The 22,593-nt window shown below is 72.1% G+C and carries 17 protein-coding genes; 11 read left to right on the forward strand and 6 right to left on the reverse strand.

Going from position 1 to position 22,593, the window contains the following annotated elements:
* The first annotated feature begins 51 nt into the window (after positions 1 to 51).
* The 3 genes from BR98_RS01995 (at position 52) to BR98_RS02005 (ending at position 4,246) form a co-directional block, all read left to right on the forward strand.
* Positions 52 to 2,370, forward strand: a complete 2,319-nt coding sequence (locus tag BR98_RS01995) for an alpha-N-acetylglucosaminidase (RefSeq protein ID WP_063774694.1) — start codon at positions 52 to 54, stop codon at positions 2,368 to 2,370.
* 332 nt (positions 2,371 to 2,702) lie between these two features.
* On the forward strand, positions 2,703 to 3,611 hold the full coding sequence (locus tag BR98_RS40040) for a hypothetical protein (protein WP_198042105.1): 909 nt from the start codon (positions 2,703 to 2,705) through the stop codon (positions 3,609 to 3,611).
* On the forward strand, positions 3,608 to 4,246 hold the full coding sequence (locus BR98_RS02005) for a hypothetical protein (RefSeq protein WP_035839386.1): 639 nt from the start codon (positions 3,608 to 3,610) through the stop codon (positions 4,244 to 4,246). The genes BR98_RS40040 and BR98_RS02005 overlap by 4 nt, the downstream gene beginning before the upstream one ends.
* On the opposite strand, the gene BR98_RS02010 is transcribed toward BR98_RS02005, so the two are convergent.
* Entirely contained in the window at positions 4,231 to 5,046 is an 816-nt protein-coding gene (locus tag BR98_RS02010) for a uracil-DNA glycosylase family protein (protein WP_035839389.1), read from the reverse strand. The genes BR98_RS02005 and BR98_RS02010 overlap by 16 nt on opposite strands.
* Positions 5,047 to 5,172: 126 nt before the next feature.
* Here BR98_RS02010 and BR98_RS02015 point away from each other — a divergent pair, with 126 nt between their 5' ends.
* A complete protein-coding gene (locus BR98_RS02015; RefSeq protein WP_232247200.1) occupies positions 5,173 to 6,819 on the forward strand; it encodes an amidohydrolase family protein in 1,647 nt (548 codons plus the stop codon).
* 18 nt (positions 6,820 to 6,837) lie between these two features.
* Here the strand turns inward: BR98_RS02015 and BR98_RS02020 are convergent, their stop codons facing one another.
* Complete coding sequence (locus BR98_RS02020) at positions 6,838 to 7,533, reverse strand: FadR/GntR family transcriptional regulator (RefSeq protein ID WP_035842469.1); 696 nt, start codon at positions 7,531 to 7,533, stop codon at positions 6,838 to 6,840.
* 235 nt (positions 7,534 to 7,768) lie between these two features.
* Here BR98_RS02020 and BR98_RS02025 point away from each other — a divergent pair, with 235 nt between their 5' ends.
* Together BR98_RS02025 and BR98_RS02030 are read left to right on the forward strand one after the other, a co-directional pair.
* Positions 7,769 to 10,579 carry a glycosyl hydrolase family 95 catalytic domain-containing protein gene (locus tag BR98_RS02025; RefSeq protein ID WP_051969205.1) on the forward strand — a complete coding sequence of 937 codons (2,811 nt, stop codon included), beginning with the start codon at positions 7,769 to 7,771 and terminating at the stop codon, positions 10,577 to 10,579.
* Between the two features lie 341 nt (positions 10,580 to 10,920).
* A complete protein-coding gene (locus tag BR98_RS02030) occupies positions 10,921 to 13,350 on the forward strand; it encodes a SpoIIE family protein phosphatase (protein ID WP_035839395.1) in 2,430 nt (809 codons plus the stop codon).
* A 29-nt stretch (positions 13,351 to 13,379) separates the two neighbouring features.
* Here the strand turns inward: BR98_RS02030 and BR98_RS02035 are convergent, their stop codons facing one another.
* Positions 13,380 to 14,489: a TIGR03364 family FAD-dependent oxidoreductase gene (locus BR98_RS02035; protein ID WP_232247201.1), complete on the reverse strand. Its 1,110-nt coding sequence runs from the start codon at positions 14,487 to 14,489 to the stop codon at positions 13,380 to 13,382.
* Between the two features lie 131 nt (positions 14,490 to 14,620).
* Positions 14,621 to 15,241 carry a TetR/AcrR family transcriptional regulator gene (locus BR98_RS02040; RefSeq protein ID WP_035839397.1) on the reverse strand — a complete coding sequence of 207 codons (621 nt, stop codon included), beginning with the start codon at positions 15,239 to 15,241 and terminating at the stop codon, positions 14,621 to 14,623.
* A 146-nt stretch (positions 15,242 to 15,387) separates the two neighbouring features.
* Here BR98_RS02040 and BR98_RS02045 point away from each other — a divergent pair, with 146 nt between their 5' ends.
* The 3 genes from BR98_RS02045 (at position 15,388) to BR98_RS02055 (ending at position 17,672) form a co-directional block, all read left to right on the forward strand.
* Complete coding sequence (locus tag BR98_RS02045) at positions 15,388 to 16,251, forward strand: class II aldolase/adducin family protein (protein WP_083975868.1); 864 nt, start codon at positions 15,388 to 15,390, stop codon at positions 16,249 to 16,251.
* A 71-nt stretch (positions 16,252 to 16,322) separates the two neighbouring features.
* The gene (locus BR98_RS02050) at positions 16,323 to 17,348 is read left to right on the forward strand and encodes a 2-dehydropantoate 2-reductase (protein ID WP_232247202.1); all 1,026 of its coding nucleotides are present in this window, start codon (positions 16,323 to 16,325) and stop codon (positions 17,346 to 17,348) included.
* 93 nt (positions 17,349 to 17,441) lie between these two features.
* A complete protein-coding gene (locus tag BR98_RS02055; RefSeq protein ID WP_035839399.1) occupies positions 17,442 to 17,672 on the forward strand; it encodes a DUF6296 family protein in 231 nt (76 codons plus the stop codon).
* Positions 17,673 to 17,730: 58 nt separating this feature from the next.
* On the opposite strand, the gene BR98_RS02060 is transcribed toward BR98_RS02055, so the two are convergent.
* Positions 17,731 to 18,933 carry an FAD-dependent monooxygenase gene (locus BR98_RS02060; protein WP_035839401.1) on the reverse strand — a complete coding sequence of 401 codons (1,203 nt, stop codon included), beginning with the start codon at positions 18,931 to 18,933 and terminating at the stop codon, positions 17,731 to 17,733.
* Between the two features lie 158 nt (positions 18,934 to 19,091).
* On the opposite strand from BR98_RS02060, the gene BR98_RS38905 reads away from it, so the two are divergent.
* Positions 19,092 to 19,334: a hypothetical protein gene (locus BR98_RS38905; protein WP_035839404.1), complete on the forward strand. Its 243-nt coding sequence runs from the start codon at positions 19,092 to 19,094 to the stop codon at positions 19,332 to 19,334.
* 58 nt (positions 19,335 to 19,392) lie between these two features.
* Positions 19,393 to 19,956, forward strand: coding sequence for a hypothetical protein (locus BR98_RS02070; RefSeq protein WP_157537320.1), 564 nt, complete (start codon positions 19,393 to 19,395; stop codon positions 19,954 to 19,956).
* A gap of 26 nt (positions 19,957 to 19,982) precedes the next feature.
* Here the strand turns inward: BR98_RS02070 and BR98_RS02075 are convergent, their stop codons facing one another.
* The gene (locus BR98_RS02075; protein ID WP_407639435.1) at positions 19,983 to 22,475 is read right to left on the reverse strand and encodes a SpoIIE family protein phosphatase; all 2,493 of its coding nucleotides are present in this window, start codon (positions 22,473 to 22,475) and stop codon (positions 19,983 to 19,985) included.
* Positions 22,476 to 22,593: the final 118 nt, after the last annotated feature.

Here is a 22,593-nt window from a genome sequence, read left to right on the forward strand (position 1 = left end):
GTAAAGCGTGGGAGCTCGGTCCTGCCAATCGTTTCTGTTGATATGTGTGGTGTGAACCTGCGCGAATTGATGCGGCGCCAGCTGCCGCTCGGCCGAACGGCGGCGCACGCGCTGCTGGCCCTGCTCACCGCGACCGCCGGCCCGGTCGCACTCTCCCCCACCGCCCGCGCCGCCGCACCCTTCGACACCTCACCGGCCGCGGCGAGCATCCAGCGGCTGATGCCCCGTCAGGCAGACCAGGTCTCACTGGTCGCGACCGCCCGGCCGGCCTCGGGAGCCGACTCCTTCACCGTCTCCGGTGCGGCCGGGGCGATCCAGGTCCAGGGCACCTCCCCGGCCACCCTGCTCACCGGCCTCGGCTGGTACCTGCGCCATGTCGCCGGCGTGGACATCGGCTTCCCGGGGGACAGCAGCAGCCGGCTGCCCGCGACCCTGCCCGCCCTCGCGAGGCCCTTCACCGACGCAGCCGTGGTCCCGCACCGCTACGCGCTCAACGACACCGACAACGGGTACTCCGGCGCATACCGCGGCTTCGCCGACTACCAGCGCGAGTTCGACGTGCTGGCCCTGCACGGCATCAACGAGGTGTACCTCACGGTGGGCGCCGAGCAGCCGTACTACCAGGCCCTGCAGCAGTTCGGCTACTCCGCCGCCGAGCTGCGCTCCTGGATCCCGGCGCCCGCGCACCAGCCCTGGTGGCTGCTGCAGAACATCAGCGGATTCGCCGGCCCGGTCTCCGAACAGCTGGTCAACTCCCGTGCGGCGCTGGGTAGGCGGCTCTGCGACCAGCTGCGCTCGCTCGGCCTGACCCCCGTGCTGCCCGGCTTCTACGGCACCGTCCCGACCGACTTCGCCAGCCGCAACCCGACGGCGAAGGTGGTCGCCCAGGGCAGCTGGGTCGGCTTCACCCGCGACTCCTGGCTCGATCCGACCGACCCCGCCTTCGGCCGCCTCGCCGCCGCCTACTACACGGCCCAGCGCGCCGCCTTCGGCGACAGCAGCATGTACAAGATGGACCCGCTGCACGAGGGCGGCACGGCCGGCAGCGTCGACGTCACCGCTGCCGCCGGCGCCATCCAGCACGCCCTGCTGACCGCCCACCCCGGCGCGACCTGGGTCGTCCTCGGCTGGCAGGCCAATCCCGACGCCGCCCTGCTGGCCGGGGTCGACCGGAACCGGATGCTGATCCTCGACGGGCTCTCCGACCGCTACGACGACCTGGACCGCGAGAGCGCCTGGGGCGGCACCCCCTACGCCTTCGGCACCATCCCGGACTTCGGCGGCAAGTCCACCCTAGGCGCCAACACCGGTGTCTGGGTGGCCCGTTTCCGGCAGTGGCTGACCAAGACCAACAGCGCCGAGCGGGGCATCGCCTACCTGCCGGAGGGTACCGGCACCGACCCGGCCGCCTTCGCCCTCTTCACCGACCTCGCCTGGGCCAACTCACCGGTGGACCAAGCCGCGTGGTTCCAGGAGTACGCCAACTCCCGCTACGGCGGCCCCGATCCGCAGGCCGCGGCGGCCTGGGAGCAACTGCGCCAGGGCCCGTACGGTATGCCGTCCGGCAGTTGGGACGAGCCGCAGGACAGCCTCTTCACCGCCCGACCCTCGCTCACCGCCACCAGCACGGCGAGCTGGAGCCCCACCGCCCTGCGCTACCCCGCGGCCGGCGTGCAGAACGCACTGAACGACCTGCTCAAGGTCGCCCCCGACCGACAGGCCACCGACGCCTACCGGTTCGACCTGGTGAGCACCGCCCGCCAGGCGCTCGACAACCGCAGCCGGGTGCTGCTGCCGCTGATCGACACCGCCTACACGGCCGAGGACCTCGGCGCCTTCCGCGCACTGGTCGCCGAGTGGAACGCCGACGAGGCCGCGCTGGACCGACTCGCCGCCACCGACACCCGCTCGCTGACCGGCAGTTGGCTGGCGAACGTCCCCGGCTGGGGCGCCACCGCCGCCGAGCGCGACCAACTCCAGTACGACGCCCGCTCGGTGATCACCACCTGGGGCGACCGCGCACAGGCCGACGACAGCGGACTGCGCGACTACGCGGCCCGCGAGTACTCCGGCCTCGTCGCCGACCTCTACGCCAAACGCTGGGCCGCGTACTTCGCCTCCCTCGACGCCGCGCTGACGCACCACACCTCCCCCGTACCGGTCGACTTCTTCGCGATGGACGACGCCTGGGCCCGCTCCACCGCCGGCTACCCGACCAGCACCGCCGGCGACCCGGTGGCCGTCGCCACCGCGATCGCCGCCGCCCTGCCCTCACTCGCCGACCCCGGGCCCGGGCCGGGGCCCGCCGCACGGAATACCTGTTGCGCATACGAAAGGACTGTTGCGCGGCGAGGATCCGTAGGAAGGTAGGAGGTAGAGAATCCTCGTACGGCAGGCACGGGAACGCACCCGTGCGCACCCGCACCTGCCTTCACTGAGGCGGCGGCGCCATGCCGAAGCGACACCGAAGGCGAATTCACCACTTCTGGCAGTTAAGCCGTGCCGGGAGAGTGGCCATCCATCTCATGCTGGCGATGCTGCTCGGCATCGCCGCACCGTTGGCATTCGCCGGCCTTTCGTCCACGGCAGCCGCGCAGGCTCTTGGCTTCAACCCCGCGCCGACCCTTACCCTCAGCCCTGCTCAGGGCCCCGCCAGGACCCCCGTAACCGCATCCCTTGACCAACCGCCGGACTGCCCTGATGTGACCCTCGCATGGGCGGAGGGCGCTCAGTCCGGGACGTTCGCCGGAAGCGCCACGCTCACCGACTCAAGATTTGAACAGGCCATCACCATCCCGGACAGTGCGACACCCGGCGATCTCACCGTGACAGCGACCTGCCACGGAGTGGACACCTCGGACTACCCGGCTACCTTCTACGTCACCGCCGCCGCCCAGCCGTCGCTGCACCTCAGCGCCGACCACGGCCGGGCCGGCACCGCAGTGACCGCCTCCGGCACCGGATTCGTCTGCCTCCCCGATTCGACGGCAGGAAGCTACGTCTACCTGTACTGGGACGAAACCGCGCTGCCCAATGTCACGGCGGACTCCACCGGCAAGTTCAACCAGCAGATCCAGATACCGGCGGACGCGGCGGCCGGCACTCACAAGGTGACAGCCACGTGCGCATCCGACAGCAAGCTCAGTGACACCAAGCCGTTCACCGTCGACCCGCCCAACGGCGGCGGTGGCGGCGGTGGTGGCGGTGGCGGTGGCGGTGGCGGCGGCGGTGGCGGTGACACCGGTGGCGGCGGCGGCGGCACCGGTGGTGGCGGTAGCAGCACCGGCGGTGGCGGCGGCGGTGGCGGCACTGGTGGTGGCGGTGGCGGTGGCGGGACCAACGGCACCAGCGGCAACAGCGGCAGCGCCGGCGGGATCATCGGCTCGGCAGCGGCCGGAGTGCTCCTGCTCGCGGCCGGCGGCGCCGGCCTGGTCCTCTACCGCCGTCGCGCACCGCGCTGGGCGCGCGCACACGTCCGCGCGGTGCCGCGCCTCGCCGGTCCCGGGCAGGCCACGCTGCAGCAGGACCCGGGCGACGGGCGGCACCTCGGCATCCGGCTGGAGGGCCACTCGGATCCCGGCAGCCAGAGCATCCAGGAGTGGGAGCCATGACCACCACCCAATTCGACCCCGTACGCGACGTCCGTGACCTCCTGTTCGGACAGGACGGCGGCAGCCCCACCGATGCGATCACCCAGTCGATCCACGGCAACGGCACCGTCGACAGCTGGATCGGTAACCTTCGCGGGCTGCCGCACGGGGCGGACCGGGCCATCGAGCACGAGGTCGCCCGGACCGTCGACGGCTTCCTCGGCCTCGACCTCATCGACCTGGCCGCCGGCGGCTGGGCCGCCTCCGGCCGCCTGCGTACGGCTGCCCGCGCCAGCCGCGAGGCGCCGGGGCGAACGGAGATCGTGCCGATGCTGACCCACCGCATCACCTCCAGCCACCAACCCCGCGTCGACGTCCTGGTCGACGGCCACCGCATTGGCACCCTCAAGATCGGCCTCACCGTGGTCTTCGACATCGAGGGGCTGCTGGCCTCGGTCCGGGACGCTCGGCTCGTCGGCGTGCAGGCGGTGCGCTGCAAGGCCTCGGGGGCGCTCGCCGTGGAGGAGCTGGTGGCAGCCCAGCGGTCCTGCGAACTCGACCTGCCGGGCGCGCTCCGACTGCGTGACGGCATCCCCCTCCTGCGCGAGGAGCAGCCGCCCCCGACCGCGCCCCCTCCGCCTCAGAACGGGCGCTGATCAGCCGGGATCTGCACGAGGATGGTGGCGCGCTTGTCGGCCGGTGTGCTGCCCTGACGGTTCGCCCAGGCCTCGTCGGAGCGCATCCAGGCCGGCAGGCCGGGCGGCAGGTCGGCCTCGGGGATGGTGCCGAGGTCGGCAGCGGTGAGCGCGTTTCCGTAGTGCGCCAGCGGTACCTGCTGGTCCGGGGCGGCGACGGCGCCGTGCAGCGCGTCCAGGCCGGCGTTCCAGTCGGCGAGCAGCTTGGCCATCGCCTGGACCGGGTCGGCTCCGGTGCTCGCGGCGCTGTCCGGGTAGGTCGGGTGCAGCAGGTGCTGGTAGGCACCGTGGTAGCCGGTGCCGGTCGGGGTGGTGCGCCAGGTGCGGAAGGCGGTGTCGGCCAGGCTGCCGAGCGCGATCACCGCCTCGATCGGGTTGTCGGTCACCAGGGCGTCCAGCCAGGCGTTGCGGTAGGCGGCGATGGCCGTGTCGTGCGCATGGGCGTTGCCACCCTGCTGTCCGTAGACGCTGTACAGGTAGGTGTTGACCATCACGTAGCTGGTGGTGATGCCGAGCTTGGCCAGGAAGCCCTGGAACCGGCGGCCCGCGGTGCCGACCAGGATCCGCCGGGCGATCGCCTCGTGCGCGGCCGGGTCCTGACCGATCACCAGGACCTTGGCGGTGCCGTCGAGCCGGCCGCGGTGGAAGATCGGGCCCCACTCGGTGCGGAAGTCGGTGGTCGGATAGGTCTCGCTGCCCGGGTACGAGCGCACCAGGGCGGCGTAGGGCTCACGGCCGTAGCCGGGATCGAAGTCGTGCACGCGGGACTCCCTGCTCCGTGCGGGCGGTACTCCATGCGGGCGGATCGGCGCGGCGAACGGTGCGCGGACGAAGAACCCAGGCCATCATCGCCGGTGAGGCGGCGTCAGGCCGCTGAGGCACCACGCGTGTCGCGCAGCGAAGGGACGGACCGGATGCCGCTCGCCGGCCAGACGACGCCGCCGGTGCGGTACGCCCTGCGGGGCCGGATCGTCACCATGGACGACGCGGACACCGTGCTGGACGACGGTGTCCTCTACCTCAGCGGCGACACCGTCACCGCGGTGCTGCCAGCCGACGCACCGCCCCCGGAGGGCTTCCAGGCCGTGGCCGTGCTCGCCACCGGCGGCACCGTCTACCCGGGCCTGATCGAGCTGCACAATCATCTGCCGTACGACGTCCTGGAGTTGTGGCAGGTCCCGAAGCACTACAGCAACCGCTCGCAGTGGGGCGGCACACCGGAGTACCACCGCCTGGTCACCGGGCCGATGACCGCGCTCGGCCAGGACCCCCGGCTGATGCCGGCCGTGGTGCGCTATGTGGAGGCGAAGGCGCTGGTCAACGGGACCACCACGAGCCAGGGCATCGCGCTGTTCAGCAACGCCGGCGCCCGCCGGATGTACCGGGGCCTGGTGCGCAACGTCGAGCAGACCGACGACCCGCTGCTGCCGGAGGCCGCATCCCGGATCGCCGACGTCGAGGCCGCCGACGCGACCCGCTTCCTGGCCCGGCTCAACCAGCCGCACCGCCTGCTGCTGCACCTGGCCGAGGGCACCGACGCGGCGGCCCGCGCCCACTTCCAGGCACTCCAGTACCAGCCGGGCCAGTGGGCCATCACCGAGAACCTGGTCGGCATCCACTGCACGGCGCTCACCGCCGAGGACTTCAAGGTCCTGGCCGACCACGGCGGTTCGATGGTCTGGTCGCCGCTGTCGAACCTGCTGCTGTACGGGCAGACCGCCGACATCGCCGGCGCCAAGCGGGCCGGGGTGCGGATCGGGCTCGGCTCGGACTGGTCCGTCTCCGGCAGCAAGGGTCTGCTGGGTGAGCTCAAGGCCGCCCGGCTGGCCTCCGGCGCGGCCGGCGGCGTCTTCTCCGACCAGGAGCTGGTGGCCATGGCCACCAGCGGTGGCGCCGCCATCCTGGGCTGGCAGCAGAAGCTCGGTTCGCTGCAGGCCGGGCGGTACGCCGACCTGCTGGTCATCGCCGGCACCGGCGGCGACCCGTACACGCACCTCATCGACGTCCAGAACGGGCAGATCAGCCTGGTGGTGATCGCCGGCACGCCCCGCTACGGCACCGCCGACCTCATGCAGGCCCTGGTACCGGTCGAGCTGTTGGAGGCGCCGGGCACCACCGCGCCCGAGGACCACCGGCTGAACCTGCACGACGACGCCGCCGACCCGGTCGTCGCCGGGCTCACCCTGGCCGAGGCCACCACCCGGCTCAGCACCGCGCTGGCGGACCTGCCGAACCACGTCCCCGGCGCCCATGTCCAGGAGCGGACCGACGGCGCCCCGCAGTGGCGGCTCGCCCTGGACGAGATCCAGCCCACCGGCGCCGAACTGCGGCCCCGGCTGCCGCTGCCCGACGACTCCGGACGGCCCAGCGGTCCGGTCCTGCCACAGCTGGCGGCGGCTCACCCGGACGGCCTCACCGCGCTGACCCTGGACCGGCTGACGGCCAGCCATGACGAGGGCTTCATCCAGCTGCTCACGGCCGAGACCAACCTGTCGCCGGCCTACCGCAGCGCGCTCGCCGCCCTGTTGGGCTGAGACCGGGGGCAGCCCGGATCAGCCCAACGCGGAGTCCGTGTTCCCCAGCGTCTCCCGCAGCCACTGCTCCACCCCGGCCACATGCACCATCGCCCAGGAGTGCGCCAGTTCGGGCCGGCGCCCGGCGATGGCGGTGTAGATGGCGCGGTGCTGCTCGCTGGTGCGGGCGACCGCGCCCTCCTCGGTGAGGCCGCGCCAGATCCGGGCCCGGGCGGTCGGGCCGGAGATGCCTTCGATCAGCGAGCAGAGCACCGTGTTGCCGGAGCCGGCGGCGATCCTGCGGTGGAACTCCAGGTCGTTGGCGATCAGTTCGTCCAGCGAGGCGTCCGCCGGGAGGCTGTCGAGCACCTCGCCGAGGGCGGCGATGTCCTCCTGCGACATCACCCGGGCGGCCATCGCGGCGGCGGCCGGCTCCAGGATCCGGCGCACTTCGAGGAACTCCAGCACGGTGTCGTCCTGGTGGAAGTCGACCACGAAGCCGAGCGCGTCCAGCAGCAGGTTGGGCTCCAGGCTGGTCACATAGGTGCCGTCGCCCTGGCGGACATCGAGCACCCGGATCAGTGAGAGCGCCTTGACGGCCTCGCGCAGTGAGTTGCGGGACAGGCCGAGCCGCTCGGCGAGGTCGGCCTCCTTGGGCAGTCGGGCGCCCGGGCGCAGCTCGCCACTGACGATCATCGCCTTGATCTTCTCGATCGCCTCGTCGGTGACTGGCACGGATCCGCCCTCCGGATTCATCTGGCCTCTGCACATCTCCTGCAGGTCCTTGCAGCATAGACCGCTGAACAAGAGGTCCTACCTTATCGCCCCTCTGGTTACGGAGGATCCTGGGCTTGCGCAAAGTCTTGTCGCACACATCCTACCTATGGATACTTCGCGTCGACCCGGTGCGGCATCTGACCCTCATGGCTCCGCTGCTCGCACCGGAACCCTCCGACGAATAGGACTCCCGGTGAACCACCCCACTCACCAAGCCGCGCCGCCATCGCGGCGCACCGTCCTGCGCGGTGCCGTCTCCCTCGGCGCCGTCCTCGCCCTCTCCTCGCTCCCCGTCTTCGAGGCCCGCGCCGCCGTCCCGCGCCCGGCCACGGCGACCCTGGTGCCCGACAGCCAGGCCGTCGCCCTCTGGTACGGCTCGCCCGCCACCGAGACGGCGATCATGCAGCAGGGCCTCCCGGTCGGCAACGGCCGCATCGGCGCGATGACCACCGGCGACCCGGCGCACGACGCGTTCTACCTGTCCGACGCGACGCTGTGGACCGGCGGCGCCAACGCCACCCTCGGCTCGGACGGCCAGTTCCCGTACGGCAGCAACGACTTCGGCACCTTCGGCCAGCTCGCCAAGGCCTATCTCAGCCTGCCCGCGCACACCAGCGGCAGTATCGCCGGCTACCGCCGCCTGCTCGACCTGAGCAACGGACTGGCCGTCACCGCCTACCAGTTAGGCGGCGTGACCTACCGCCGCGAGGTCTTCGCCAGCCAGCCGGACGACCTGCTGGTGATCCGGCTCAGCCAGAGCGGCGGCGGCTCGTACACCGGCAGCCTCACCCTGAACGGCACCCGTGGCGAGGCGGCCGGCACCGAGTTCGCGGCCGCGCTGCCCAACGGCCTGAAGTACGCGGCCACCGTCCGGGCGGTCTCCGCGACCGGCACCGTCGCCGGCACCGGCAGCGCCGTCACCTTCAGCAACTGCCAGGAGGTCCTGCTGCTGATCAGCGGCGGCACCAACTACGCACCCGGCGCACCCGGCTTCCTGGATCCCGCCCACGACCCCCTGGCCACCGCCCGTGCCGTCGCCGCCACCGCGGCCGCCGCCACCGGCAGCACCCTGCTCGCCACCCATGTCGCCGACTACCAGCGCCTGCAGCAGGCGATGACCGTCGACCTGGGCGCCTCCAGTGCCGCCCAGCGCGCCATGGACACCCCCACCCGGCTGGCCGCCCGGGCCGCCGCCGGCGCCGCACCCGATCCCGAACTCGAAGCCGGCTACCTCCAGTTCGGCCGCTACCTGATGATCAGCGGCTCGCGCGGCAGCCTCCCGGTCAATCTGCAGGGCCTGTGGATCGACACCAACTCCCCGTCCTGGATGAGCGACTACCACACCGACATCAACGTCCAGATGAACTACTGGCTGCCCGACCGGGCCGGCCTCTCCGAGTGCTTCACCGCCTTCGCCGACTACTGCGTCAACCAGTTCCCGTCCTGGCAGTCCACCACCCAGAAGCTCTTCAACGACCCGCGCAACGGCTTCCGCAACACCTCCGGAAAGATCGCCGGTTGGACGGTCGGGATCTCCACCAACCCGTGGGGCGGCTCGGGTTGGTGGTGGCAGCCGGCCGGCAGCGCCTGGCTCTCCAACTCCCTGTACGAGCACTACGAGTACACCCTCGACCGGTCCTACCTGGCGAGGATCTATCCGCTGCTGAAGGGCGCCTGCGAGTTCTGGCAGGCCCGCCTGCTGACCACCACGGTCACCGACCCCGCCACCGGCGCCGTCCGCCAGGTCCTGGTCGACGACCACGACTGGTCCCCCGAACAGGGCCCGACCGATGCCATCGGCATCACCTTCGCCCAGGAACTGGTCTGGCAGCTCTTCCAGAACTACCGCAGCGCCGCCGCGGCCCTCGGCCTGGACCCGGCCTTCGCCGCCACCGTCACCGATCTGCAGAACCGGCTCTACCTGCCGCAGGTCAGCGCCACCACCGGCTGGCTCGAGGAGTGGATGACCGACGCCAACCTCGGCGACACCACGCACCGCCACCTCTCCCCGCTGGTCGGCCTCTTCCCCGGTGACCGGATCGCCCCCGACACCAGCCCGCCCACACTGGTCACCGGCGCCACCAACCTGCTGACGGCGCGCGGGATGCAGAGCTTCGGCTGGGCCTGTGCCTGGCGGGCGCTGAGCTGGGCCCGGCTGCGCAACGCCGACAAGGCCTACCAGCTGCTGCTCGCCGTGCTGAAGCCCTCGGTCAACTCCAGCAACGGCGCCGCGATCAACCTGCTCGACATGTACGACCTGGGCAGCAGCTCGGTCTTCCAGATCGACGCCAACTTCGGCACGCCCAGCGCGATGATCGAGATGCTGGTGCACTCCCGGCCCGGCCTGCTGGACCTGCTGCCGGCGCTGCCCGCGGCCTGGGCCGCCTCCGGATCCGTCACCGGCGTCGGCGCCCGCGGCGCGCTCACCGTCGACTTCGCCTGGACGGCCGGAGCGGTCACCACGGTGACCCTGCACGGCCCGGTCGGCGCGACCACCACCGTGCGGGGCAACGGCTGGAGCTCGACCGTCACCATCCCGGCCGGCGGCTCGATCACCTTCACCCCGAGCGCGAACACCCTGCCGAGCCGCTGCCAGCTGGTCAACCGGGCCAGCGGCAAGGTGATCGACGTCCCCGGTTCCGCCACCACGACCGGCACCGCGCTGATCCAGTACGCCGCCCACGGCAGCGACAACCAGAAGTGGGACCTCAGGACGGCCGGCAGCGGCCTCTGGCAGCTCGTCAACCTCCACTCGGGCCTGGCCATGGACGTGCAGGGCGGCTCGACCGCCCCCGGCTCGCCGATCATCCAGTGGACGCCGACCACCGCCACCAACCAGCAGTGGCGGCTGACCGACGCCGGCGGCGGCTACGTCAAGATCACCAGCGTCCGCAGCGGCCTGGTGCTCGGCGTCGCGGGCGGCTCAACCGCCGATCTGGCGGCCGTCCAGCAGCAGACCGACACCGGCAGCGCGAGCCAGCAGTGGCTCGTCCAGCCCGCCTGAGGAGCTGGTCGACCGCCCCAGCCACGGCTGACCCACCGGTGACCCAGGGCAGGGCAGGCGGATCTTGCTAGTGCCGCGTCAGGCAACCTTCGCCCCGTCGCGACGCCCGGCACGCACTCTCGCCGCACCGGCCGAAAGCCCAAGTACGTCCAGTACGAGGACTTCCGGCCGGCACGCCGAGAGCACGCACCGGACGCCGCTCCTTGACGGGCAAAGGTTGCCTGACGCGGCACTAGGCAAGATCCGCCGGGCCGGTCCAGCCCCCGCGCACACGCGCGGTGGCACCGTTCACAAGATCAAAGGAGAATCGAAGAACAACTCCCGCACAGGAGGCCTCGCCGATGTCCCGCTCGGACAGCCGTGACCGCCACGGCGCGGCCGTCCCTTTCGACCTGCTGTCGACCGCCGGCGCGGTGCTCGACGGCAGCGGCACGGTGGTCGGCTGGTCCGACGCCGCGGCGCGGCTGCTGGGCCGCCCACCCGAGGAGGTGCTCGGGCGGGCGGCCGTCGAGCTGCTCGCGCCCGACGAGGACCCCGACCAGGACTGGTCGGGGCGCGGCCCCGATCCGGCGGGCATCCTGCGGGTCAGCCACCGCGACGGCACGGCGCTCACTCTCGGTGTCCAGGCAGGCCGGCTGACCGACATCTCCGGCGGCACCCGCTGGCAGCTGGCCGCCCTCGACCTGGCCACCGCGCCGTGGTGGAGCAGCAGCCACTCCGTCCTGGGTCGGTTCCTCGCCCACTCCCCCTACGGCATCGCCGTCCTCGACACCGACCTGCGCTACCGCTGGCACAACGAGACGCTGGCACGGATGTCCGGGGTCGGCCCGGAGCGGATCGGCCGGCGGATCGGCGAGATCCTGCCCGACCTGGCGCCGCACGCCGTCGAGGAGCAGATGCGACGGACCCTGGAGACCGGGGTCCCGATCCGCAGCTACGAGTACCGCGGCCACATCCCGTCCGACCCCGACCACGAGCACGTCTTCTCCTCCTCCTTCCTGCGGCTGGACGACGAGGCGGGCCGGGTGCTCGGCATCTGCTACATGGGCGTGGACATCACCGACCGCTGGCGCACCCGCCAGCGCCTGACCCTGCTGACCGACTCCGGCGCCCGGATCGGCACCACCCTGGACTTCGCCACCACCGCGCGCGAGCTGCTCACCGTCGCGGTGCCCCAACTGGCCGACTTCGCCACCGTCGACCTGCTGGAGCCGGTGCTGCGCGGCGAGGAGCCGGCGCAGCCCACCGGGGACGGCCTGGCGCCGCTGCGCCGGATGGCCCACCTGTCGGTGCGGACCGACAACCCGGAGGCGATCGCCGAGCTCGGCACCGAGCCCGGCTACCCGGCGAGCTCGCCGATGATCCGCTGCCTGGCCACCGGCACCGCCGAGCTGCAGGCCAGGATCGACCGCGACTCGCTGGCCTGGCTCGCCGACGACCCGCGCCGCCGCGACGCCCTGGACCGGTGGAACCTGCGCTCGCTGATGGCCGTGCCGCTGCGGGCCCGCGGGGTGGTGCTGGGCGTGGCGATCTTCATCCGTTCGGGCAACTCCGAACCGTTCGAACCCGACGACCTGTCACTGGCCGAGGAGCTGGTCTCGCGCGCCGCCGTCTGCCTGGACAACGCCCGCCGCTACACCCGCGAGCACAACACCGCGCTGACCCTGCAGCGCAGCCTGCTGCCGCACGCGCTGCCGGTCTCCGAGGCGATCGAGGTCGCCCACCGCTACCTGCCGGGCGACTCGCGCGGCGGCGTCGGCGGGGACTGGTTCGACGTGATCCCGCTCTCCGGCGCCCGGGTCGCCCTGGTGGTCGGGGACGTGGCCGGGCACGGCATCAACGCCGCCGCGGCGATGGGCCGGTTGCGCACCGCCGTGCACACCCTGGCGGACATGGACCTGCCCCCGGACGAGCTGCTCGCCCACCTGGACGACCTGGTGGCGCGGCTGATGGACGAGCAGTCGTTCGGCGGTCCGGCGGCGGCCGCCCAGGCACAGAGCGCCAAGTGCCTGTACGCCGTCTTCGACCCGGTCAGCCGGCGCTGCACGATGGCCCGGGCCGGCCACGTACCACCGGCGCTGCGCACCCCGGACGGGCGGGTCGAGTTCGCCGAGCTGCCGCTCGGGCCGCCGCTGGGGGTGGGCTCGCTGCCCTTCGAGGCGGCGGAGTTCGAGCTGGCCGAGGGCACCGTGCTGGCGCTGTTCACCGACGGCCTGCTGGGCCACGCCACCCGGGACCCGGACCTGGCCGCCGAGCGGCTGCGCAGCGCGCTGACCGCCGCCCGCCCCGACCTGGAGGATGCCTGTGAGGACCTGATCGACGCGATGATGCCGGACCGGATCGACGACGACATCGCCCTGCTGCTGGTGCGCACCCACGGGCTGACGCCGGACCGGATCGTCAGCTGGGAGCTGCCGGCCGATCCGGCGGTGGTCGCCGAGGCGCGCGGCTGGGTGGCGACCGCGCTGGACGACTGGGGGCTGTCCGGGCTGGCCTTCACCACCGAACTGATCGTCAGCGAGCTGGTGACCAACGCCATCCGCTACGGCGCCGAACCGCTCGCCCTCCGGCTGATCCGCCAGTCCACGCTGATCTGCGAGGTCTCGGACGCGAGCAGCACCTCGCCGCGGCTGCGCCACGCCCGCACCACCGACGAGGGCGGGCGCGGCCTGTTCCTGATCGCCCAGCTGGCCCGCCGGTGGGGTACCCGCTACACGGACACCGGCAAGATCATCTGGGCGGAACAGGACCTGAACGCCGAGCCGTTCTGACGCGCCGGCTCGCCGCGGCCGGCCCGGCCTCAGATGGTCGCCACCACCTCGGCGGCCAACCCGAAGGCGGTGGTCATGCCCACCCCGGCGGTGACCGCGACCACCCGCACGCCCTCGGCGGGGGCGGCGATCAGGAACGGCTGCGCGCCGGAGCCGTAGACCCCGCGCCAGCGCTCAAGCACCGTCAGTTGCGGCGCACCCAGCAGGCCCGCGGTCTCGCGCAGCACGGCGGCGTCGAGCTCCTCCGGGTCGAAGGGAGCGGGGGTGGTGTCGTAGGCGTGGGTGTCGCCGATGGTCAGGGTGCCGTCGGGGCGCTGGGTGAACATCAGGTTCAGCCCGATCCCGATCAGCTCGGGCCGCTCGGCGGTCAGCCGCTCGCGCACCGCCGGCAGGCTCGGGCAGGCCTCGAAGCCGCCGTAGCGCAGCAGTGAGAAGCCGGTCTGCACGGCCGGGTCGATGGTCGTGCCGTGCGGGTTCTCCACCCGCAGCATCCGCAGCACGCAGCGCTTGACGGCGTGCTGCGCCGCGAGCTCGGGGAAGTGCCGGTCCACGTCGTGCCCGGTGGCCAGGATGACGGTGCCGGCGCGCAGCTCGCCGCGGCTGGTGCGGACCAGGCCGGGCTCGATCCCGTGCGCGGTGGTCGCCCAGTGGAACCGGGCGCCGCGCTCGGCGAGGTGGCGGGCGATCGCCGGCACGCACTCGCGCGGGTCGACCCGCAGGTCGTCGGGCAGCCAGGCGCCACCGATGGCGTCCGGGCCGACCGGCACCCGCTCGGCCACCTCGGCCGCGCTGAGCATCCGTACCTCGGCGCCGCGCAGTTCGCCGAACTCGGCGAGCACGGCGAGCTCGTCCTCGGCGCGGGCCACCATCACGGTGCCGGTGCGGCGCAGCCAGAAGCCGGCCTGGTCGGCGAGCTTGATCCAGCTCGACCGGGCGGCCCGTCCGTAGCGCAGGGCGTCGGCGTCCTGGGCGGTGGCGCAGGCGTGGCCGAAGTTGCGCACCGAAGCGCCGGCGGCCCGGTCGTTGCGTTCCACCACAGCCACCGACAGGCCGCGCTCCAGTGCCTCGTAGGCGTGCGCGAGGCCGACGATTCCGGCGCCGATGACCACCACATCGGCCGAGCCCAGCGTGTCGATCACGAGTTCCCCATCCAGAGTTGTATGAACAACTTCATTCAGGAAGACTTTATGATCATCGCCTTGATCCGACCGAGAGACGGCCGGTGAACTTACCGTGAACTCGGGGTCTACGACAGCGTCAGGCCCGGGGTCTACGACAGCGTCGGACCCGGGGTACTGAACGCGGCCAGCAGCGGAGCGAGGAAACGCCGCTCCAGCTGCCCCGGTGGCAGCGCCGTCGGCTCCACGTAGCTCTGCGCCAACCCGCCCTCGCGGATCGCGATCAGCAGCCGGGCCAGCTCCTCGGCGTCCACGGTGAGCGTGCGGCCCGCCCGCTCCAGCTGCTCGGTCAGGCCCCGGGCCAGCGCGGCACGCAGCCGGGCGTCGTGCTGGGCGAGCACCCAACCGGCCTGCGGGTCGCGGATCGCGTGCAGGGTGAACTCGGTGGTGACCAGGTACCAGTCGCGCTCGGCGGGCTCGATCTCGGCGAGGATCTCGACCAGGCCGGGGAGCGTGAGGTCGCCGCCGGGGGTCGAGGCGATCCGGTCGGTGATCCGTTCGAGGATCCGCTCGCTGTGCTGGTCGAAGAGCGCCAGGAAAAGCTCGTCCTTGCTGCTGAAGTTGGAGTAGAACGCCCCTCGGGTGAAGCCGGCCCGCTCGCAGATCTGCTCGATGGTGGCCGCATGGAAGCCGTACTGCGCGAACGTCTCCAGCGCGGCCGCCAGCAGCGCGGCGCGGGTGCGCGGGCGGCGCTTGGTGACACCCTTCGGCATCGGTGGTCCCTCCAGCAGGTGCGGCCAGGTGCGGCGACGGGGTCACGATACCTTTCCGTCCCTGCGGATTCGATGCATCGACGTATCGGATACGCGAGTGTATGTTGTGCGGCGTCCGCAGAGCCGCGCACACGATGGAGCCCGCCATGAGCAGTGACCCCGCCCAGGCCGCCCAGAAGACTCAGGCCCAGACGACTCAGGCCCAGACCACTCAAACTGCCCTGTTGGCCGCAGCGGTCGGCCCGACCCCCGAGGGCGTCACCGTCCCACTGCCGCCCAGCTTCGACTCCATCGAGTCCGAGCGCCAGTACCGCAAGGAACAACTCGCCGCCGGATTCCGGCTGTTCGGGAAGTTCGGGTTCTCCGAGGGGGTCGCCGGGCACATCACCGTGCGCGACCCGGAGAACCCGCAGTGGTTCTGGGTCAACCCGTTCGGCACGAGCTTCAACATGATCAAGGCCTCCGACCTGATCCTGGTCGACCACGAGGGCACCCTGCTGCACGGCAACCGGCTGGTCAACAAGGCCGCCTTCGTCATCCACTCCCAGGTGCACGCCGCCCGCCCCGACGCCGTCGCCGCCGCGCACTCCCACTCGCTGCACGGGAAGGCCTTCTCCAGCCTCGGCATCCAGCTCGACCCGATCACCCAGGACGCCTGCGCCTTCTTCGAGGACCACGGCCTGTACAGCGACTACCGCGGGGTGGTCAACGAGCTGGAGGAGGGCAAGCGGGTCGCCGCCGCGCTCGGCTCGTACAAGGCCGTCATCCTGCAGAACCACGGGCTGCTGACGGTGGGTCAGTCGGTGGCGGAGGCGGTCTGGTGGTTCATCACCATGGAACGCTCCTGCCAGGCGCAGCTGCTCGCGATGGCCGCCGGCACGCCCAAGCTGATCGACCGGGAGACCGCGCTGACCACCCGCGAGCAGATCGGCGGCCACCTGGCGGGCTGGTTCCAGGCGCAGCCGCTCTGGGACCAGATCACCGCCTCCGACCCCGACCTGTTCGACTGAGCCTGTCACAGCGCCCGCCAGCGACCCCGCCCCTGACCCAGATCCTGCCCTCGGTGTCCCTGGAGGCCGCCATGTCCACACCCGACCGGCTGCGGATCGCCGTGTTCGGCGCCGGCAGCATCGGCTGCCACCTGGGTGGCCTACTGGCCGCCGTCGCCGATGTCACGCTGATCGGCCGACCCGCCGCGATGGCCGCGATCGACCGGCACGGGCTGACCCTGACCGGCCCGGTCGGCACCCACCGTCCGACCGGGGGGCCGGCCCTGGCCACCGACCCCGCAGCGGCCGCCGGGGCGGACTTCGTGCTGGTGACCGTGAAGTCCACCGACACGGTGGCCGCCGCTCGCGAGCTCGCCGGCCACCTGGACGCCGCGAGCGTGGTGGTCAGCTTCCAGAACGGTCTGCACAACCCGCGCCTGCTGCGCGCCGAGCTGCCCGGCCACCGGGTGCTGGCGGGCATGGTCCCGTACAACGTGGTGCGCACCGGCCCCGCCGCCTTCCACCAGGGCAGCGGCGGGCGGGTGATGCTGGAGGACGCTCCGCAGGCGGCTGCCCTGGCGACCGCCGCCGGGGCAGCCGGACTGCGGCTGGAGCTGCGCTCCGACATGCCCGCCGTGCAGGCCGCCAAGCTGCTGATGAACCTCAACAACGCGATCAACGCGCTCTCCGACCTGCCGCTGCGCGAGCAGTTGGGGCAGCGCCCGTACCGGGCCTGCCTGGCCCGGTGCCAACGCGAGGCGCTCGCCGCGTTCCGGGCCGGGGGCATCCGGCCGGCCCAGCTCGGCCCGGTGCCGGCCACCCGGACGCCGTACCTGCTGCGGCTGCCCGACGCTCTCTTCCGGCGGCTGGCCGCGGCCAGCCTGCGGATCGACGCCCAGGCCCGCTCCTCGATGTGGGAGGACCTGCAACGCGGCCGCCCGACCGAGGTGGACTCGCTGCAGGGCGAGGTGGTGGCACTGGCCGAGCGGCACGGACTCACCGCTCCCGCCAACGCCCGGCTGGCCGCCCTGGTCCGGGCGGCCGAACAGGCGGGCCCGGGTGCCGCCCGCCGGTGGAGCGGGCCCGAGTTGCTGGCCGAGCTGACCCGGGAGGATTGAACCCCGCCGTATCTGGGAAGGCGAACAGTCGGGACCCGGTTCGCCGCCGGGTCATACGGCTTTGCGCATGCGGCCGCGAGGAGGTGGGTCCAGGTGAATCCAGTCAAGCGCTACGCGGTGTCACTGCCCGGCCCGATCGGAGCCCATGCCCCGGCCAGAGTGGTCGTCGTGCACCGCACCGCCAGGACGGCGTCCGGGGCACCGGTCTACATCAACCAGGACGGCGACTTCAAGGTCACCATCGACGAGTTGGGCGCGGCCCAGCTGCTGGACGGCGACGACGGCGCCCAGTGTCAGTGCCTGCACGCGGTCGCCCTGCCGTAGCGGCAGCCCGGCGCCCCGTAGCGTCGGCCCGGCCTGGTCGGCTGTCGGAGTTGTCCGCCTACCCGAGTCGGTAGTCCGGCAGCGCGATGGCCCCCGCCTTGGCGAACTGCTTGGCCAGGATCGGGCGCATCGGCCACCGACTCATCGCGCGCATCGAGGCGGCCCGCATCCGGATCGCCAGCGCGCTGCCCGGCGCGTAGCCGTTCGCTCCGCCGGGCGGCAGCTCCTGGGCCTGCTTGGCGTACGGGCGCATCACCTCGTCGTAGCGCTGGAAGGCCACCCGGTGGTCACCGCCGGCGGCGACGAGTTCGCCGGCGAGCACGTAGCCGCCGACCAAGGCGAGGCTGGTTCCCAGCCCGGTGAGCGGGGTCGGGCAGTAGCCCGCGTCGCCGACCAGTGCCACCCGCCCGCGCGCGGGCCGGTCGACCCGGACCTGGCCCATCGAGTCGAGGAAGAAGTCCGAGGACCGGCGCATCGCCCGCAGCAGCCGCGGCACCTCCCAGCCCAGCCCGGCGAACCGCCGCTCCAGCAGGTCCTGCTGCGCGGTGACGTCCCGGCGGTCGTAGTCGATCGGCGCGGAACGGAAGCTCAGGCCCGCCTTGATCTCGCCGGGCAGCCGACCCGGCCGGGCCGAGGCGACCAGGCCGCCGGGCGCGTTGAACATCTGGAACCAGCCGTCCAGTTCCAGCTCCTCGTGGGCGGTGAACCAGGCGGTGTAGAGGCCGAGCGGGTGGACGAACTCCTCGCGCGGTCCGAAGGCGAGCCCACGGACCACCGAGTGCAGCCCGTCCGCGCCGACGACCAGTCCGAACCGGCGCGAGTCGGCCTTCTCGAAGCCGACCGTGACCGCTTCCTGATCCTGCTCGAGCTCGGTGACGGTGTCGTCGAAGAGGTACTCGACGTCCGCACGGGTGCTCTCGTACAGCAGCCCCGCCAGGTCACCGCGGAGGATCTCGATCTCGGAGACGATCCCCTCTCCCCCGAAGGCGTCCTCCGCCATCCGCGCGGTGGCCTTCCCCGCGGCGTCCACCAGCATGAAGCCGCGCTGTTCCACGCTGAGTTCACGGGCCTGCTCCATCAGCCCCATCCGGCTGATGACGGTGCGTCCGGCACCGCGCAGGTCCACTGTCTGTCCACCGGGCCGCGGCGCCGGAGCGCGCTCCACCACCGTGACGGTGTACCCCGCCCGGTTCAACCAGTACGCGAGAGCGGGTCCGGCGATGCCGGCACCCGAGACGAGCACGTTCGTGTTCTTCGACATGCCTCGAGCGTACGACGTACGCAGCGCACTAGCAACCCTGAATTGCCCCTAAGGGAAGCCCTGATGGCGACAGCCGCACTAGTGCACTGGCTCGCCCGTAACCCCAGGTCCTCCCGACCGGTTGATCAGTCCGGCAGATCCCCCTCCTGGAGGCCCCCATGCGCACCGCCGCCCGCTGCATCCTGACCGCCGCCGCCGCCCTCACCCTCGCGACCCTGGCCACCGCCACCTCGGCCACCGCCACCTCGGCCACCGCCACCTCGGCCTCCGCCGCCGCGAACCCCGCCCCCGACAAGCAGGGCCACACCTACAGCATCCCGGTCGGCGCCATCAGCGACCTGGGCGACCTCACCAAGGTCGCCAACCTCGGCCCGGACTTCGCCGCGCTGCTCGGACGTTGAGCGCGCACTAGCCTGGAAGAGCGGCGATCGGTCATCGGCATCCCGGTTGGGGGTTCCCATGAACGTGCACAGATCCGCGCTCGCGGCAGGCCTGCTGGCCGGGGCGTTAGCAACGGCCGTGGGCTGCGGCGGAAAGTCGGCCGCGCCACAGGTGACACAGAGCGTGACGGTGACCTCCTCGCCTTCGCCCACCCCGTCACCCTCGCCGACGGTCACGGTGACCAACACCCCACCACCAACCGTCACCGTGACCCCGACGCCCACCCCGACCGTCACCGTCACCCGGTCCGCCCCCACCTCGGCGCCGGCCGCCTCCGTCCCACACCTGACCAACGCCTCCGCCGTGGTGGAGCAGTACTACCAGGACATCACCAACCACGACTACGCGGCGGCCTGGGCCCTGGGCGGCGCCAACATCGCCGGCCCGAGCTACGCGAGTTACGTCGCGGGGTTCGCCACCACCGCGAGCATCAGCCTCGGCACCGTGAGCGAGTTCAACTCCTCCACCGTCCAGGCAGTCCTGTACGCCACCCAGACCGACGGCACGGTCAAGGTCTACCAGGGCACCTACACCGTCAACAACGGCGTCCTGGTCGCCGCCAACATCCACCAAGTGAGCTGAAGAAGTCCACGAACAGGTCGACCAGGTCAGCCGGAAGCCGCTGTAGCCGTCACCGACGGAGCAGGAGCCGGAAGATCCTGCTCCGCCCAGATGAGTTTGCCGTCGGCGGTGTAGCGGTGGCCCCAGCGACGGGTGAGTTGGGCGACCAGGAACAGCCCGCGGCCGCCCTCATCGGTGGTGCGGGCGTGGCGCAGCCGCGGCGAGGTGCCGCTGGCGTCGGAGACCTCGCAGATCAGAACGGTGTGCCGGATCAGACGCAGGCGGATCGGACCGGCACCGTAGCGGATGGCGTTGGTGACCAGCTCACTGACGATCAGCTCCGTCGTGGCCACCAGGTCCTCCAGGCCCCACTGGACGAGTTGGTGCATGGCCAAGGAGCGGGCTTTCGCGACGACGGCGGGGTCGGACGGTAGGTCCCAGCAGACGACCTTGTGGGCGTCCAGGGCGTGGGTGCGCGCGATCAGCAGGGCGACGTCATCGGCCGGCGGACCGGTCAGCAGGCTCTCAACCACCGTCCCGCACAGGGTGTCCAACGAGAGGCCGGGCTGCGCGAGGGCTGTCCTCAAGCGGGTCATTCCCTCGTCGATGTCCTGGTCCACGGCCTCGATGAGCCCGTCGGTGTAGAGGGCGATCAGGCTTCCCTCGGCCAGCTGCACTTCGGCGGACTCGAAGGGCAGGCCTCCCAGGCCCAGCGGCGGACCGGCGGGCAGGTCGAGAAAGGTGACGGTACCGTCCGGGTCGACCACTGCGGGCGGGGGATGCCCAGCCCTGGCCATGACGCACCGCCGGGTCACCGGATCGTAGACGGCGTACAGGCAGGTGGCACCCAGGACGGCCGTGGCGACGACCTCGTCGTCGGTTGCTTCCTCCGTCAGGCGGATCACCAGGTCGTCGAGGCGAGCCAGCAGCTCATCGGGGTGCATGTCCATGTCGGCGAGCGTGTGCAGGGCGGTGCGCAGCCGGCCCATGGTCGCCGCCGCGTTGATGCCGTGCCCGACGACATCCCCGACGACCAGGGCGACGCGAGCTCCGGACAGCGGGATCACGTCGAACCAGTCGCCGCCCACACCGTCCCGTACGTCCGCCGGGAGGTAGCGCGACGCCACGTCCAGGGCGGTCCCGCCGACGAGCGTGTGCGGGAGCAGGCTGCGTTGCAGCGTGAGGGACGCGTTGTGCTCGCGGGTGTAGCGGCGAGCGTTGTCCACGGACACCGCGGCCCGGGCAGCGAGTTCCTCGGCGAGCAGCAGGTCGTCCGGCTCGAAGGGAGCCGGGTTCTGCGACCGGACGAAGGTGGCGAGGCCGAGGACGACACCGCGCGCTCGCAGCGGCACGGTCATGAGTGAGTGGAACCCGAACTCGCGGATCTTGGCCGCCCTGGCCGGGTGCTCGATCGCCCACATGCTGTCGGACGGATCCAGGGCCGGGGCCAGGAACGCTTCGCCCTCGATCAGGTAGGTCCCGTCATGCGGCGGCGTGATGTTGACCGGCTCTCCGACCACGGCGAGAGCCTCGGGGCAGCCTTCGCGCACCGATTGGAGTCCGGCCCGTCGCATCGCGGGCCTGACAGCGAGCGGAGTCGGAGCCGGCTCGTCGCCGTGCAGGACCGACTCCAGCAGGTCGACGGTGGCGAAGTCGGCGAGGCGCGGCACGACGAAGTCGGCCAGTTCCTGAGCGGTGTGCAGGACGTCCAGGGTGCTTCCGATCCGGGTGCCCGCCTCGTTGAGCAGAGCCAGGCGCTCCCGCGCCTTCCACCGGTCGGTGACGTCCATGCCCATGTAGCAGACGCCGAGGACGTTGTCGTCCGCGTCGATGAGCCGGAAGAACGAGGTCGAGTACGAGTGTTGCCGGTGCGGGTCCGCCCAGGTCCACCCCTGGTACTCGTAATCGATCACCGGTACGCCCGTCTCGAGCACCGTGCGCATCTGCTCCTCGAGCAGGTCGGTGTTCAGACCCGGCAGCGACTCCTTCATGCGGCGGCCGAGCCGCTTCTCCCGCGCGATGCCGCCATAACGTTCCAGGGTGTCGTTCATCCAGACGTACCGCAGATCCGGGCTGAGCACCGCCATGCCGATCGGCGAACGCGTCAGGAACCCTTCGAGCACCGACCCGCGCATCGCCCAGGACGGCGACTGCGCCAGGTCGACCGCGGAGGCGAGCACACAGCTGCGCCCGTTCAGGTCGAACAGTGACGAGACCCGCAGACCCACCTCGAGACGCCGGCCGTCACGGTGGCGGAGCGCGATCAGACCGCTCGATCCGCTCCCCGCCCGGCACCGCTCGGCGACGGCCGCCGCCCTCGACGCGTCCTGCGGCTCCGCCAGCAGCAGGGAGGCAGGTCGGTTGACCACCTCGGCCGCCGGATAGCCGAGGAGTTCCGCTGCGGCCGCGGTCCATCCGACGACCGTACCCGCTGCGTCGACCACCGCCGTTGCCGCATCCGCCAGGTCGAACGGCCCGTGTCCGACGTTCCGGGCGGTGAGCCGCATGGTCGGCCCGCCCACTGGTGACTCAGGGACCATCACAATCCACTCCTCACCTCAGTGTGATGCCTTCGGCGGGGACCGACCAGGCCAGGCAGGGCCGCGCTGCGGTCCGGCCGGGCTCGGAAGACCTATCGGAAGACCTGGCCGTCCTGTG

It is taken from the genome of Kitasatospora azatica KCTC 9699, from assembly GCF_000744785.1.
In the GTDB taxonomy this organism is placed as follows: domain Bacteria; phylum Actinomycetota; class Actinomycetes; order Streptomycetales; family Streptomycetaceae; genus Kitasatospora; species Kitasatospora azatica.

Excerpts from the sequence above, each read along its gene's own strand:
- BR98_RS02005 (WP_035839386.1), top strand. The coding sequence starts at position 3,608 with ATGACCACCACCCAATTCGACCCCGTACGCGACGTCCGTGACCTCCTG.
- BR98_RS02030 (WP_035839395.1), top strand. The coding sequence starts at position 10,921 with ATGTCCCGCTCGGACAGCCGTGACCGCCACGGCGCGGCCGTCCCTTTC.
- BR98_RS02040 (WP_035839397.1), bottom strand. The coding sequence starts at position 15,241 with ATGCCGAAGGGTGTCACCAAGCGCCGCCCGCGCACCCGCGCCGCGCTG.
- BR98_RS02045 (WP_083975868.1), top strand. The coding sequence starts at position 15,388 with ATGAGCAGTGACCCCGCCCAGGCCGCCCAGAAGACTCAGGCCCAGACG.
- BR98_RS02050 (WP_232247202.1), top strand. The coding sequence starts at position 16,323 with ATGTCCACACCCGACCGGCTGCGGATCGCCGTGTTCGGCGCCGGCAGC.
- BR98_RS02060 (WP_035839401.1), bottom strand. The coding sequence starts at position 18,933 with ATGTCGAAGAACACGAACGTGCTCGTCTCGGGTGCCGGCATCGCCGGA.
- BR98_RS38905 (WP_035839404.1), top strand. The coding sequence starts at position 19,092 with ATGCGCACCGCCGCCCGCTGCATCCTGACCGCCGCCGCCGCCCTCACC.
- BR98_RS02070 (WP_157537320.1), top strand. The coding sequence starts at position 19,393 with ATGAACGTGCACAGATCCGCGCTCGCGGCAGGCCTGCTGGCCGGGGCG.
- BR98_RS02075 (WP_407639435.1), bottom strand. The coding sequence starts at position 22,475 with ATGGTCCCTGAGTCACCAGTGGGCGGGCCGACCATGCGGCTCACCGCC.